Origin of the sequence: Polynucleobacter necessarius, from assembly GCF_900096755.1 — a bacterium.
GTDB classification, from domain to species: domain Bacteria; phylum Pseudomonadota; class Gammaproteobacteria; order Burkholderiales; family Burkholderiaceae; genus Polynucleobacter; species Polynucleobacter necessarius_K.
This window is the reverse complement of sequence record NZ_LT615227.1, coordinates 169,879-184,057: the sequence shown is the minus strand read 5'-3', so window position 1 is coordinate 184,057 and position 14,179 is coordinate 169,879. Positions and strand designations below refer to the sequence as shown.

The window sequence follows — 14,179 nt, the reverse complement described above, 5'->3', positions numbered from 1 at the left end:
TAATGCCATACGTAGCCCCCGTTAAAGACATGCTGTTTGTTATGAACGAACTAGCGGGGCTATCTGATGTCGTGGCTTATCCCTCATACGCAGACGCAGGCGCCGATGCAGATTTAGCGCCAGCAATTCTGGAGGAGTCTGCAAAGTTCAATCAAGATGTAGTGGCGCCTCTCAATTGACCGGGCGACCAAAACCCTAGCCCTTTTAAGGATGGCGTTGTTACGACAACTCCTGGTTTTAAAGAGGCATTTGAGCAGTTTGCTGCCGCTGGCTGGCAGGGCGTTATACATCCTGCTGAGTTTGGCGGACAAGGCTTGCCAAAGTTAATTGCAACCGCTTGTTTTGAAATGGTTCACTCCGCTAGCTTGTCATTTGCTTTGTGCCCAATGCTCACAGACGGTGCGATTGAGGCGCTTCTGACTGCTGCTAGCCCAGAGCTGCAAGAGCGCTTTGTGCCGAATATGATTTCAGGCGAGTGGACTGGATCCCATGTGTCTGACTGAACCGCAGGCTGGTTCCGATTTGTCGATGGTGCGCGCACGTGCGGTGCCAGAAGGCGACGGAACTTACAAAATCTTTGGCACCAAGATCTATATTACTTATGGCGAACACGATATGGCAAAGAACATTGTCCATTTAGTGTTGACTAGAACACCTGATGCGCCAGAGGGCGTCAAGGGGATTTCATTATTTGTTGTTCCTAAATTCTTAGTAAATGCCGATGGCTCTTTAGGCAAGTGCAATGATGTGCATTGTGTGTCTATTGAACATAAGCTTGGTATTAAAGCTAGCCCGACGGCCGTCTTGCAATTTGGCGATCATGGCGGCGCCATTGGATATTTGGTTGGCGAGGAAAATCGCGGCCTAGAGTACATGTTTGTCATGATGAATGCCGCCCGCTTTGCAGTGGGGATGCAGGGTATTGCGGTTGCAGAGCGCTCTTATCAAAAGGCAGTGCAGTACGCCAAGGATCGCGTTCAGAGTCGTGATTTAGCTGGTTCTCCTGGCCCAGTAGCCATCATTCATCAGCCAGATGTAAAGCGTATGTTGATGACTATGCGTGCTTATATTGAGGCCTCGCGTGCATTGGCTTATTACGCTGCAGCTGCTTACGATGCCCAACACGCCGCACCAGATGAAGCAGAGCGCAAGGCCAATCAAGCTATTTATGAGTTCTTAGTGCCGATTGTGAAGGGCTTCTCTACAGAAATGTCGATTGAAGTTGCAAGCCTTGGTGTGCAAGTGCACGGCGGTATGGGCTTCATCGAAGAGACTGGCGCTGCACAACACTATCGCGATGCTCGCATTTTGACAATCTACGAAGGTACGACCGCTATTCAGGCGAATGACTTGGTCGGCAGAAAAACTGTACGTGATGGTGGCGCTACCGCTAAATTGTTTGGTCAGAAAATTGCCGAAACCGAAAAGGCATTAGCTGCTAGCGGTTCTGTAGATGCCAAAGCAGTTCTGAAGCGGCTTAGTGCGGCACGTGCTGCGTTTGATGAGGCTGTAGGCTACATCGTTGCGAATGCAAAGACAGATGTAAAGGCGGTGTATGCAGGTAGTTTTGCTTATTTGCGTCTATCTGGCTTGGTATTGGGTGGCTGGCAAATGGCTCGTGCATTACTTGCTGCTGAGCGCTTGCGTGATAGTGATCCTGCTTTTTATGGCGCCAAGACTGCAACAGCCCGTTTCTTTACGGAGAATTTAATGCCACAAGCGCAAGCGCTAGCTACATCTATTGTAGAAAGCGGTCACTCAACGAATGCGCTAGAAGTCGAGCAGTTCTAGAGCGCATAAAAAAACCGCTCCAAAGAGCGGTCTTCGAAAAGAAAAGCTATCTGCAATTATTGGGATAGCTTTTTTGCTTCATAAATCTGAGAGATAAAGAATTGCTCAAACGAAACCGCTAGGAATGTCATCATGACACCGGCGCCAAAGACTAGCGAGAAAATCACGGTCAAGATGACTGGCCAGCCAGAGCGTGTGCGGCGTTGTTCTTCGATGCCAGGATTAAATTGCGCATCCCATTTATCGTCTGGGCGTAAACCAAAGGCAATCGTAGTGAGCCAGCTGGCTTCAATCGCGATAAAGCCAAAGGTAATTAATACCCAGCCTGGCGCCGAATGAAAGTGCGCTGCTTTCAAAATAGTCCAGCCAGCAAGACCACCGATCAATGCAAATAATTGCACCCAAGCCCAAAATGATTTCAGGCCCTGTAAATAAAAACAATTCAGGCCGCTGCCTGGAAAAAATAATCCGAGCGCGCAAAAAATGAGTTTGGACTTTTTCATGAATCTTTCTGGCTATTAAATGTTGGGTTACTTTAATTCTTTATTTATTAGGGCGCTGAGTAAAACTGAGCACTTCGCGATCAGCACCAATCATAAGTAGTTGATCGCCATTACGCACAATACTGCGGTAGTCATTCAGCTCATACAAGAAATCATTTTCCAATTCCATGCGTTGTGGAGCGCAGGCCATCTTTGTGCTGGCAATTTGCTTGAGCGTAAAACCATGAGAGTCCTCATCTAGTGAAGCAGTAAAGCGATTGCAACCAGTGGAGCCACTGACGCGCTGACCATTGGCATCAAAAACGATTTGGATGGGGTTGCTGGCCTCTCCCTGTGGGATCTGACGTGTGCGCACCTCGCCATTGCTGTTGGGGGTTAGGTTCCAGCGCGTGAGCTCCCACTTGGTGTTCCGCAGCTCGGCGCTCGGAGGGCTGGTTTTTGCATTACAAGGAGGGATGACATTGGCGCAGGCAGTTAAAAGCCCAAGTGACAGGCCGAAAACCATTAAAAATAGGCTATTTAAGGGGTTTCTAGATGGGCTGGTGGCCGTTAATTTAGTGGGCATAATTACGTAAGTTATTGTTTTATATGTATTTATTATCAATTTGTCAGATCTATTCTACTGTCTTGGGCTCTTAAATAGGTGGAAGAAGTAGGGGTTTTCGTCTAGAATATGAGGTTTTCCGCTCTACCGTACAAGTTGGTGAGCTGGAGCCCAAAGTTTTTTGTAGAAATTTCATTGGGTTGTAATCAACCTATTTTCATTTTAGATTTTAAGGAATAAGTATGGTCGTCATTCGACTGGCACGCGGCGGTTCTAAGAAGCGCCCTTTTTACAGCATCGTTGCTACTGATAAGCGCAACCGTCGTGACTCGAACTTTATCGAGCGTATTGGTTACTTCAATCCACAAGCAGCTGCATCTGAGCAAGCAATGCGTATTGCTCAAGATCGTTTGACTTACTGGACTGGTGTTGGTGCGCAAGTATCACCAACCGTTGTTCGTTTGATCAAAAACAATCCAGCTGTTTAATATTCATTTACTAAAAACTTCATCTTTGCGATGGAGTTTTTAGCGGCAGGCAGGATTTATCAGTAGTTCTATTTCGGGAAAATAAGGTGTCTTACCAATGAGCACGCCTTCCCTAAATGATTTGATTGAGCTTGGCGCTATCTCTGAGGCGCAAGGTTTGCAAGGGCAAGTGAAGGTTAGACCTCACTCATCAGAACCCGTTGCACTTTTATCTTCTAAGAATGTTTGGCTTTCCCTGATTCCACGTCGGGCTGCTGGCGTTTCTGCGTCGCATGAAGAGGCTTCTCTTACGCAATATAAAGTCAAGAGCGCCAAAATGCATAGCGGCAATGTAGTAATTGCATTAGATGGCGTGAATGATCGTGATCAAGCGCTTGCTTTAAAAGGTGCGCGCATTTTGGTGACGCGCGATGCATTCCCGAAGGCGGATACCGATTCTTATTACTGGGTTGATCTTATTGGATGCAAAGCAATCAATCTGCAAGACGAAGTTCTTGGTGAGGTGATTGACGTTACCGAAAATAGTGCGCATGGCGTCATTGCGATTGGCACCCCAGAGACCAAAGAAGTTAAATACTTGGTGCCATTTGTCAAAGAGGTTGTGCAAAACGTCGATTTGCCAAATAAAACCATTAGCCTGGACTGGCAGTCTGACTGGCAGTAAAACTCAAAGATAAATCGAGACTGATATGCGCTTTGATGTGGTGACCCTATTCCCTGAAATGTTCTCTGCTCTCACGCAGTGGGGTATCACAGGGCGCGCATGTGAACAATCATTGGCTAGCGTTCACCTTTGGAATCCTCGAGACTTTTGCTCTGATCCCCGTAAAACGGTAGATGATCGGGCGTATGGCGGCGGCCCCGGCATGGTGATGATGGCTAAACCGCTGGAAGATACCGTTGCAGGAATTAGAGCCTCCCATGATGCGGCAGGCGTTAAAAGTGGGCCAATTTGCTTGCTAGCCCCACAGGGAGAGCGCTTTTCTCAGAAGATAGCTACAGATATCCTCAATTACGGCAATTTAAGCTTTATTTGTGGGCGGTATGAGGCTGTAGACCAGCGTTTTGTCGATCGAAATGTCGATTTACAGCTTTCTATAGGGGATTTTGTGCTTTCTGGGGGTGAAATTCCCGCAATGGCAATGATGGATGCAGTGATTAGGCTTATTCTAGGGGCCCTAGGGGATGGCGAATCTGCCACCCAGGATAGCTTTATGAACGGCCTTTTGGACTATCCACACTACACTCGCCCTGAAATATATGAAAATTTATCCGTCCCGGACGTGCTTTTAGGCGGACATCACGCTAAAATAGCGGATTGGCGTCGGCAGAAGTCTTTAGAGCTGACGTTCAGGTTGAGGCCGGACTTAATTGAATCGGCTAGAGCCAAAGGGTTGCTAACCCGAGAAGATGAACAATTTCTTCGCTCGCTGTAAATACTCTTCGTAGTGTGCGGTAGTGATTAGGTGGTTTGATTTTTTGGTTTAGTGAAATTGTTTTAACCGCATCCTCTGTTAGGTCCGTTGATTTATATATCTCGGGATTAAACGCTAATAAGATGTTTAAGGATTAAAAATGAATTTAATTGAAAAAATTGAGCAAGAAGAAATTGCTCGCTTAAGCGCTAACAAAGTATTGCCAAGCTTTGCTCCTGGCGACACAGTAGTAGTTAGCGTTAACGTTGTTGAAGGTACACGTAAGCGTACCCAGGCCTTTGAAGGCGTTGTGATTGCCAAGCGTAATCGCGGACTCAATTCCAGCTTTATCGTGCGTAAGATTTCTTCTGGTGAAGGCGTTGAGCGTACTTTCCAAACATACTCACCATTGATCGCTAGCGTTGAAGTGAAGCGTCGCGGTGATGTACGTCGCGCGAAGTTGTACTACTTGCGTGATCGTTCTGGTAAGTCAGCACGTATTAAAGAAAAGCTTCAAGCACGTGTAAAACCAACAGCCGCTATAGCTGCTTAGTAATCGCTGCTTTGATGCAAACAGAAAAGCGGCCTAGGCCGCTTTTTTTGTTGCCTTAGAATATAAACATGCCCAAGAATCCAATACCCGAAGAGAATGCGATTAATGTCGCTGCGCCTCCGGGATTTGATGCGCAAGCGATCCCGATTCATCAGGTGTGCGCTCATGAGAAGAAGGTGGCAAAAGAATTGCTGGAGCCAGCTGGTTTAAAAGCGCGCTTACAGTTTCCGCCAGAGTGGCAGCCAGAAATCACTGACGAAAATCGTCATGTGGTTGCTGCAGACATTATTTCTAAGCGTCAGGCTGCTGACAAAGTAACAAAAGCAGCAGTACTCATTCCATTACTATTAAAAGAAGATGGCCTGTCAGTGCTGCTGACACAAAGAACCAACCATTTGCGTGATCACGCTGGGCAAATTAGTTTCCCTGGCGGGCGTATGGACCCCGAGGACCAAAATCCGAATGACACCGCCCTAAGGGAGAGTGAAGAGGAAATTGGTTTGGACCGAAAGCGGGTCGAGGTAATTGGGCATTTACCAGAATATTTGACAGTTTCTGGCTATAGCGTCACACCAGTAGTAGGATTAGTCCAAGCTCAGGCAGAATATGTCTTAGACGAGTTTGAGGTGGCGGATGTATTTGAGGTCCCTTTAAGCTTTTTATTGGATCCTGCCAACCATCAAGTGAGATTGTGGCAAAGTGAGCAGGGTGGTCGCCGTTTTTATTCAATGCCTTATGAGAACCGCATTATTTGGGGTGCTACTGCGGGAATGTTACGTAACCTATATCATTTATTAAAAGTATGACTTTCTTTTCTATTCTCTTCGCCCTCATTGCTGAGCAATATCGCCCAGTCACTTCAAACCATTGGATTGCGCGTATCAGTGCGCGTTGGTTAGATTGGGTAGCCGGTGAGTTTGGCGGCAAGACGGAAAATGGCGCGAGCCCAGTTGGTGCGCGCATGGCCTGCTTAGTCGCTTTTGTTCTCCCAACCTTTTTGGTGTTCATGGTGTATGTCACCTGCATGGTGACTTATCCAATTCTTGGTTTTCTGTGGAACGTAGCCATCGCATATTTGTTTTTTGGTTTCCGCCAATTTAGTCATTCGTTTACCGCGGTCCATGAAGCAATTGAAGCACATGATTTACCTGCGGCCCGTATTGCTCTTGGCGAGTGGTATGGCCCAGATCTAGACACTGCAAACTTGACAGAGTCTGAAGTGATTTCATTGGCTCTTGAGCGCGCCATTATTGGTTCACACCATCATGTGTTTGGTGTGTTGTTCTGGTTCATGATGCCAATGGGTCCTGCAGGCGTTGTGCTGTATCGGTTAGCAGATCTTGCATCTCAACGCTGGTCTGAGCGTGGCGATTACAACCTAAGCGAATCATCACGTCATTTCTTCTATGTACTCGATTGGATTCCTGCACGCATTACCGCAATGGGCTTTGCGATTGTTGGTAACCTTGAAGGTGCTGTTTATGGATGGCGCTATCTCACGCAAAAATGGTCTGACTCTTTATCTGCGGTGATTTTGGCGGCCGGTAGTGGTGCACTTGGAGTGCGCTTGGGTGAGCCGATGAGTGAGCCAGATAGCGATGAAGCATTGCGTATGGCTGAAGCTGGTGAGCCAGTAGTCTACGAAGTGGGTTTAGAGCCTACCGAGCGTACGATGCGCTCTGCAGTGGGCTTGGTGTGGCGCTTGGTTATCGCTTGGATGGCTTTGTTGCTAATGCTGACCATCGCTCTTTGGCTTGGCTAATACCCTGAATTTGCGTATCGGCAGTTTTTGAGTCCGAGCGAAGTTGTCTAAATAGCGCCAGTCTTTCTGGCGCTATTTCATTTTTGTCTACAGCATCACGCACTGCGCAATCTGGCTCAGATTGATGGACACAGTTATGAAAGCGACACTTGCCTAATAAATCTTTAAATTCCCTAAAGGCATGCTGTAGCTCACTTACTGACATATGGGCCAAACCAAATTCCTGAAAACCAGGGGAGTCAATTAAAGCACCAAGCTTGCCATCAGCATTTCTACCCCAAGCCTCTGGGAGCTCAAAGTAACGGCAAGCAGTTGTTGTGTGCTTGCCGGTGTCTAAACGTACTGAGTATTCTTGGGTGAGAGCAGCCGCATTTGGCACCCACGCATTGAGTAAGCTAGACTTGCCCATGCCGGACTGCCCAACAAAAACAGAGACCTTGCCTTCTAGTGCTGGGCGTAATGAATCAATAGATGCCGAATCAAACTTAGCAGAGACTTCGCTTACCGGGTAGCCCATGCGTTCATATGGTGCAATGATCTTGCGTGCATGTTCGAGGTTATCTTTGAGGTCGCATTTATTTAGCAGAATGTGTAAGCCAATTTGATTGGCCTCAGCAGCTACTACAGCCCTACCCAGCAGATCTGGAGAGAACGCAGGTTGGGTCGCAAGCACCACCAGGATCTGATCAACATTAGAGGCAATAATCTTGCTCTTGAAAGCATCGGATCGATACAGAATATTTTCACGTGGCTCAATCTGAATAATGCGCGCCTGATCTGCAGAAGTCATTTCCAGTAGCAGGCGATCGCCCACTGCGCCAACGTGTTGTTTTGCTGGCGTACTTACTTGTATCAATGGACCGCTTGGGGATTCATTACCGTGGGTATCCGGCAATAAACGTTGCGCTAAATAATACCTTCCATAGGATGCAGTGAGTAGCGCGTGAAAATGTTCCATGTTGTGCTATAACTTAGATAAAGCGCTGTAAGTTGGCAATACGTAGTGGGGCCGGAGGATGCGAGCTATAAAAAGCGGTATAGATCGGATCGGGCGTCAGTGTTGAAGCGTTATCTTGATACAGCTTTACGAGTGCAGAGATCAAATCTTTTGCAGACGATTTTTCTGCAGCGAAACCATCAGCTTCATATTCGTGTTTGCGCGAGGCGAGACTCGATAGCGGCGTGAAGAAAAAGCTAAATACTGGTGATACCAACATAAATAAGGCCAAAGCCAAGCCGCCGTTATAGCCGTTAAGGTTGGGCATAACACCGAGATCGGTATAGAACCATACTTGAGTGCTAACCCAGCCCAGTAGGGCAAACATACCAAAGCTCAGCGCAAAAGAGACCAGTAAGCGTTTGCGAATATGCTTGCATTTAAAGTGGCCAAGCTCATGTGCCAAAACAGCCTCGACTTCACCAGGATTGAGTTTTTCAATCAGAGTGTCAAAGAACACAATCCGCTTGGCTTTACCCATGCCGGCAAAGAATGCATTGCCATGCGCGCTACGCTTACTGCCATCCATGACAAATAATCCCTGGCTTGCAAAATCACAGCGTGTGAGCAGCGCTTCAATCTGAGTTTTGAGAGGGCCGTCTTCCAATGCTTGAAACTTATTAAAGATAGGGGCGATGAAGGTTGGGAAAATCCACTGCATTAATAGGCTAAAGACCGTCAATACAGCCCACGCCCAAAGCCACCATAAGTCACCAGCTTGCGCCATCAAGGTGAGGATCACCCACAGTAGAGGAGTGCCAATTGCACCGCCTACTGCCATGCCTTTAAACATATCGGAGAAGAATAATTTTTTCCCCATGCGGTTAAAGCCAAAACGTTCCTCAAGATGGAATTGTTTGTACCAAGAAAATGGGATATCAATGATCCCGGAAATAATGACAATAGAAACAAGCAGGGCAATTTGCTGTGCAATTCCTTCGCCCAAAAACTGAAGTAATGCCATATTCAAAATCTGAAGCCCACCTAACAAGGTGAAACCAATTAAAATGATAGCGCTGACCCCATTCTCTAAAATACCAAAGCGTAATTTGGCAATGGTGTAGTCAGCGGCTTTCTGGTGTTCGGCTAAAGTGACTTTTTCAGCGAATTCTGCTGGAACCGCCTGGCGATGCTGGGCAACATACCGAATTTGGCGTTGGGACAACCAGTGGCGAAGGCCAAAACTGGTAATAAAAGCGACTAGAAAAACAATTGTGAAGGTCATGAGATCATTATAGATGTGAGCGAACAAACAAACATTGCGGCGACAGCGCCGGCCAAGACAGCATCAGCCAATGAGCATCTGATTTGGGTGGATATGGAAATGTCGGGTTTAAACCCCGAAACTGAGCGAATTCTGGAAATTGCCATCATTGTGACCGATGCCCATCTCAATACCATCGCTACCGCTCCGGTATGGGTGGTTCATCAAGATGACGCAATCTTAGACGCGATGGATGCGTGGAATAAAGGCACCCATGGACGCTCTGGTTTGATCGAAAAGGTTAAAGCATCTACGATGGATGAAGCAACAGTAGAAGCGGAATGCATTGCTTTTTTAAAGAAATACATCAAGGCAGGTATTGCTCCGATGTGCGGTAATACGATCGGTCAAGATAGACGTTTTATGGCCAAGTACATGCCCAAGCTTGAGGCCTACTTCCATTATCGAAATATCGATGTGTCTACTCTGAAAGAGTTGTGCAAGCGCTGGCACCCTGAGTTGGTTAAGGGATTTACGAAGAAGCAGGCCCACACTGCTTTAGCGGATATTGAAGAATCCATTGAAGAGCTTAAGTACTACCGAGAAAAGTTTATTGTCCCTTTGCCGGAGTAAGAGGGTTGGGATGTAAATGAAGATACAAAAGCAAAAGGCCCGCACTGCGGACCTTTTTTATTCAGTTCAGACTAATTATTTCTTGATAGCACTTTTGGGTCTAAAGACTTTAATGACATCTTGATTGGACTCAATGTAAGGTCCGCCCATTAAATCGATGCAATAAGGCACCGCAGCAAAGATTCCGGGAACAATCGATTTACCTTCGCCATCCTTTAGCCCTTCTAAAGTTTCTGTAATAGCTTTAGGTTGCCCGGGCAAGTTGATCACTAAAGCGGCGTGGCCATCAATTTCGCGTAAAACAGTAGTCTGTCTGGAGAGGATGGCGGTAGGTACAAAGTTCAGGCTAATTTGGCGCATTTGCTCGCCAAAGCCAGGCATTTCACGGGTTCCTGTATCACGGGTGGCCTCCGCGGGGTGACATCGCGGCGTGATGGTCCTGTGCCGCCTGTAGTTAAAACCAAGTCGCAGCCCAGCTCATCAATCAATTCGACGATAGTTTCGGTGATGATTTCAGATTCGTCCGCAATAAGCCGTTCATGAAAGACGCAGGGGTTGCTAATCGCCTTCATGAGCCATGTTTGCAGGGCAGGAATGCCCTCGTCTTGATAGAGACGCCTTTGCTGGCTCTGTCGGATATTGAGATGAGGCCAATTTTGACCTCATTCGGGGTGGTGCGCTTCCAGGCTTCGTTATGCTTCATGTTGATATTCTAGCTATTATTAGGACATGTTTACATATACATCTACCCAGTTTCAAGAAATCATTGATTTCATGCTGAAAGAGGCCAAAAGAAGGGGGGCCTCAGATGCGGTTGCCGAAGTTTCGGAAGGTCAGGGCCTTTCTGTCACTGTTCGCAAGGGTGAGGTTGAGACAATCGAGCAAAGTCTGGATAAGCAGGTTGGTGTGACGGTATTCCTGGGCCATCATCGCGGTAATGCAAGTACCAGTGACTTTTCTAAAGAATCTCTTAAGGCAACAGTCGACGCTGCCTATCACATCGCACAACATACGGCTGAAGATAATTGCGCTGGACCTGCAGAGCGAGAGCTCTTAGAAAAAAATCCATTAGATCTCGATTTATTTCATCCATGGAATATTGATGCTGCCCATGCCGTAGAGATTGCGCGCACTGCAGAAGGTGCTGCATTTGCAGTAAGCAAACAAATTCAAAACAGTGACGGTGCATCTGTTTCCGCTCACCATGCGCATTTCATGATGGGAACCTCGCACGGATTTATGGGTGGTTACCCATTCTCACGCCATTACATTTCTTGTGCGCCAATCGCTAGTGAAGGTGGTAAGCAATCCAATATGCAGCGTGATGATTGGTATTCCAGTTCACGCATACCGCAAGAGTTGGCGGATCCAGCGGCTATCGGTAAGTACGCTGCAGAGCGTGCTTTATCAAGACTAAAGGCAAGATCCTTGACTACGCGTCGTTGTCCTGTCATCTTTGAGGCGCCTCTAGCGGCAGGCCTTTTAGGTGGCTTAGTTCAGGCTGTTTCAGGTGGCGCTTTGTATCGGCGCTCAAGTTTCTTGCTTGATAGTTTAGGTAAGCAAGTATTGCCAAAGCACATTAGCCTTTTTGAGGACCCACACCTAAAGTCTATGACAGGTAGCGCGCCGTTTGATGAAGAGGGTGTAAAGACAGGCGCTAGAACTGTAGTGGATAAGGGGATATTGGAAGGTTATTTTCTCTCGACCTATTCAGCTAGAAAGCTGGGTATGAAAACTACCGGTAATGCTGGTGGATCGCATCACCTCACACTCAAAAGTAAGAAGACGCCTAAGGGTGGATTACCGGCCCTGCTAAAAGAAATGGGTACAGGTCTATTAGTAACTGAATTGATGGGCCAGGGCGTGAACTACGTTACCGGCGATTACTCAAGAGGTGCTTTTGGCTATTGGGTGGAGAACGGGGTCATTCAATACCCTGTTGAAGAGGTAACCATTGCGGGTAATCTGCGCGACATGCTCTTAGACATTGCGCTGATTGGCTGTGATACCTTAATCCGCGGCACCAAAGAGACTGGCTCTATCCTGATTGGATCGATGACGGTTGGCGGAAAATAATTGCCACTACTAAATTAGTGAATACAGAAGAATACTGAAGGGAGATATCCATGCAAAGACGTTCATTTTTAAAGAAAGTAACTATTGGCGCTGGTGCGGCAGCCTTAGCGGCCCCATCTATTGCGCAGAGTTTGCCAACACTCAATTGGCGCTTGGTTTCTAGTTTTCCGAAGTCTTTAGATACCTTGTTTGGAACGCCTGAGGTATTTGCTAATGCATTGCGCAAAGCGACGGATGGCAAGTTCAACGTTAAAGTATTTGCAGCAGGTGAGGTAGTGCCTGCCTTGCAAGTCTTGGATGCAGTTCAAAATGGCACGGTTGAGTGTGGCCATACCGCAAGCTACTACTACTTAGGTAAAAACAGCGCATTCATTTTTGATACTGCAGCCCCATTTGGTTTGACTGCACGACAGCAGTCCGCTTGGATGCTTCATGGCAATGGTATGAAGCTCATGCGCGAGCTTTATGCAAGCTACAACATTGTGAATTTCTTGGGCGGTCAAACGGGTACGCAAATGGGCGGTTGGTTTCGTAAGGAAATTAAATCCCCAGAAGACCTCAAGGGTCTGAAGTTCCGTATTGCTGGCTTTGCTGGTCAAGTATTAGCCAAGCTTGGTGTTGTTCCACAGCAATTACCAGCTGGTGAAATTTACTCAGCCCTCGAAAAAGGCACGATTGATGCTGCTGAATTTGTCGGCCCTTACGATGATGAAAAACTTGGTCTTGCAAAAGTAGCGAAAAATTATTACTACCCTGCCTTTTGGGAGGGCGCTGCAGGCCTTTCTTTCTTGGTCAATAAGAAACAATGGGATGCATTGCCACCTTCTTATCAGGCCGCCTGGGAAGCTGCTTGTTTTGAAGCACACACAGATATGTGCGCTAAGTACGATGCGCTAAACCCGCCGGCCTTACAACGTCTTTTACAGAATGGCGCCGTACTTCGTAAATTCAACACCTCAGTATTGGATGCATGCTTTAAGGCCGCCCAAGAAACCTACGCTGAAGAGTCCGCCAAGAGCCCTCAGTTTAAAAAGATCTTTGAGGATTACCGCGTATTTAGAAATATGGAAGCGCAATGGTTCAACGTTGCTGAGCAAGCCTTCTCGCAATACAGTTTTAGTAAGAAGCTTTAAAGGAATGCTGTCATCAAAAAAGGACTCATATGAGTCCTTTTTTATTTTCACCTATTGAGTCTTACTTTCTGGCTAGCACCTGCTGCAGGTAACGAGAAATACCTACTAACTCCTCACGATTCACTGAGTGCTCCATGGGGTATTCATTCCAGCTGACCTGGTAGCCTAACTTTTCAAGTAGGGCGCATGAAGTGCGGGCGCGCTCTGGGATGACAACTGCGTCATATTCGCCATGCGCCATAAAGATTGGCGTATTTTGGTTGGCAGAATGTTTTTCGGTATTTAAACTCATCGCTAAAGGTAGGTATCCTGATAAAGCCATGATTCCGGCAAGTTTATGTGGGAACCGCAAGGCTACATACAGTGTCATAGCGCAGCCCTGTGAGAATCCTGCTAACACAATCTGATCGCATGCAATGCCGCGACTTGCCTCGTGCTCAATGAGTTGAACAATAGAGGCGGCTGATTTTTGAATGCCAGCAGCATCTTCTTGATCCATCAAATTTCTGCCGATAATGTCATACCAGGCTGGCATGACATAACCGCCATTGACGGTTACCGGCATGCTCGGTGCGCTCGGAAACACAAAGCGAATACCTGGGCAGCCAGTCAGATCCAATTCGGGAACAATGGGCACAAAATCATTGCCATCGGCGCCCAGCCCATGAAGCCAAATCACAGCTGCGCTAGGATTTGGCGAAGTCTCTAATTCAACACAAGGTAGCAAGTCCATCTGAGGTCCATTCATTAAGAGCAACCCGTATTATCAACTCATATACGCACTTTCACTAGTGTGGGCTTCAGCCTCAATGGGGTGTAAGATGTTTTGAACAGTGTTCAATGTGTTGAGGAGCTTTGTATGAAGCCTTTCTATATAGATTATCCCCAGGAAAAAATAGAAGAGCATCAGCACGCCTACCGATGTCAGCACTGCAAGATACCGACTACGGTTATTTTTGGCTTGCTTGAGAATCATGCTGAAGATTGTCAATATCGATTGCAGCAGGGTAAATGGACTCAGATTGAAGCTAGGCTAAAACCCCGCAAAAATCACTTTGATGAACCCCCCATGTTGATGAG

The 14,179-nt window shown here is 47.0% G+C and carries 14 protein-coding genes and 2 pseudogenes; 10 read left to right on the top strand and 6 right to left on the bottom strand.

Features of this window, described 5'->3' with window-relative positions:
* Positions 1-2: 2 nt before the first annotated feature.
* Positions 3-1,791: pseudogene (locus DXE27_RS00955) on the top strand (acyl-CoA dehydrogenase).
* A 56-nt stretch (positions 1,792-1,847) separates the two neighbouring features.
* On the opposite strand, the gene DXE27_RS00950 reads toward DXE27_RS00955, so the two are convergent.
* On the bottom strand, positions 1,848-2,192 hold the full coding sequence (locus DXE27_RS00950; protein ID WP_231969590.1) for a hypothetical protein: 345 nt from the start codon (positions 2,190-2,192) through the stop codon (positions 1,848-1,850).
* A gap of 142 nt (positions 2,193-2,334) precedes the next feature.
* Positions 2,335-2,859, bottom strand: coding sequence for an META domain-containing protein (locus DXE27_RS00945; protein WP_231969589.1), 525 nt, complete (start codon positions 2,857-2,859; stop codon positions 2,335-2,337).
* 221 nt (positions 2,860-3,080) lie between these two features.
* Here DXE27_RS00945 and rpsP point away from each other — a divergent pair, with 221 nt between their 5' ends.
* The 6 genes from rpsP to DXE27_RS00915 all read left to right on the top strand — a co-directional run bounded on the left by rpsP (position 3,081) and on the right by DXE27_RS00915 (position 7,056).
* The gene (gene rpsP, locus DXE27_RS00940; RefSeq protein ID WP_128112547.1) at positions 3,081-3,326 is read left to right on the top strand and encodes a 30S ribosomal protein S16; all 246 of its coding nucleotides are present in this window, start codon (positions 3,081-3,083) and stop codon (positions 3,324-3,326) included.
* Between the two features lie 97 nt (positions 3,327-3,423).
* The gene (rimM, locus tag DXE27_RS00935) at positions 3,424-3,990 is read left to right on the top strand and encodes a ribosome maturation factor RimM (RefSeq protein WP_128112546.1); all 567 of its coding nucleotides are present in this window, start codon (positions 3,424-3,426) and stop codon (positions 3,988-3,990) included.
* A gap of 25 nt (positions 3,991-4,015) precedes the next feature.
* A complete protein-coding gene (gene trmD, locus DXE27_RS00930) occupies positions 4,016-4,762 on the top strand; it encodes a tRNA (guanosine(37)-N1)-methyltransferase TrmD (RefSeq protein ID WP_128112545.1) in 747 nt (248 codons plus the stop codon).
* 139 nt (positions 4,763-4,901) lie between these two features.
* The gene (gene rplS, locus DXE27_RS00925) at positions 4,902-5,294 is read left to right on the top strand and encodes a 50S ribosomal protein L19 (protein WP_128112544.1); all 393 of its coding nucleotides are present in this window, start codon (positions 4,902-4,904) and stop codon (positions 5,292-5,294) included.
* A gap of 68 nt (positions 5,295-5,362) precedes the next feature.
* Entirely contained in the window at positions 5,363-6,100 is a 738-nt protein-coding gene (locus DXE27_RS00920; RefSeq protein WP_128112543.1) for a CoA pyrophosphatase, read from the top strand.
* On the top strand, positions 6,097-7,056 hold the full coding sequence (locus DXE27_RS00915) for a CobD/CbiB family protein (protein WP_128112542.1): 960 nt from the start codon (positions 6,097-6,099) through the stop codon (positions 7,054-7,056). The genes DXE27_RS00920 and DXE27_RS00915 overlap by 4 nt, the downstream gene beginning before the upstream one ends.
* On the opposite strand, the gene rsgA is transcribed toward DXE27_RS00915, so the two are convergent.
* Together rsgA and DXE27_RS00905 are read right to left on the bottom strand one after the other, a co-directional pair.
* Positions 7,001-8,014 carry a ribosome small subunit-dependent GTPase A gene (rsgA, locus tag DXE27_RS00910; protein WP_128112541.1) on the bottom strand — a complete coding sequence of 338 codons (1,014 nt, stop codon included), beginning with the start codon at positions 8,012-8,014 and terminating at the stop codon, positions 7,001-7,003. The two genes, DXE27_RS00915 and rsgA, sit on opposite strands and share 56 nt — an antisense overlap.
* A gap of 13 nt (positions 8,015-8,027) precedes the next feature.
* Positions 8,028-9,278, bottom strand: a complete 1,251-nt coding sequence (locus tag DXE27_RS00905) for a M48 family metallopeptidase (RefSeq protein WP_128112540.1) — start codon at positions 9,276-9,278, stop codon at positions 8,028-8,030.
* A 15-nt stretch (positions 9,279-9,293) separates the two neighbouring features.
* Here DXE27_RS00905 and orn point away from each other — a divergent pair, with 15 nt between their 5' ends.
* A complete protein-coding gene (gene orn / locus DXE27_RS00900) occupies positions 9,294-9,890 on the top strand; it encodes an oligoribonuclease (protein ID WP_128112539.1) in 597 nt (198 codons plus the stop codon).
* A 75-nt stretch (positions 9,891-9,965) separates the two neighbouring features.
* Here the strand turns inward: orn and mog are convergent.
* Positions 9,966-10,593, bottom strand: a pseudogene (gene mog, locus DXE27_RS00895) (molybdopterin adenylyltransferase).
* A gap of 71 nt (positions 10,594-10,664) precedes the next feature.
* On the opposite strand from mog, the gene pmbA reads away from it, so the two are divergent.
* Together pmbA and DXE27_RS00885 are read left to right on the top strand one after the other, a co-directional pair.
* Complete coding sequence (gene pmbA / locus DXE27_RS00890; protein ID WP_415064454.1) at positions 10,665-11,966, top strand: metalloprotease PmbA; 1,302 nt, start codon at positions 10,665-10,667, stop codon at positions 11,964-11,966.
* Between the two features lie 50 nt (positions 11,967-12,016).
* Entirely contained in the window at positions 12,017-13,099 is a 1,083-nt protein-coding gene (locus DXE27_RS00885; protein WP_128112537.1) for a TRAP transporter substrate-binding protein, read from the top strand.
* Between the two features lie 61 nt (positions 13,100-13,160).
* Here DXE27_RS00885 and DXE27_RS00880 read toward each other — a convergent pair whose 3' ends face one another.
* Positions 13,161-13,847, bottom strand: a complete 687-nt coding sequence (locus DXE27_RS00880; RefSeq protein WP_231969588.1) for an alpha/beta hydrolase — start codon at positions 13,845-13,847, stop codon at positions 13,161-13,163.
* Between the last annotated feature and the right edge of the window lie 332 nt (positions 13,848-14,179).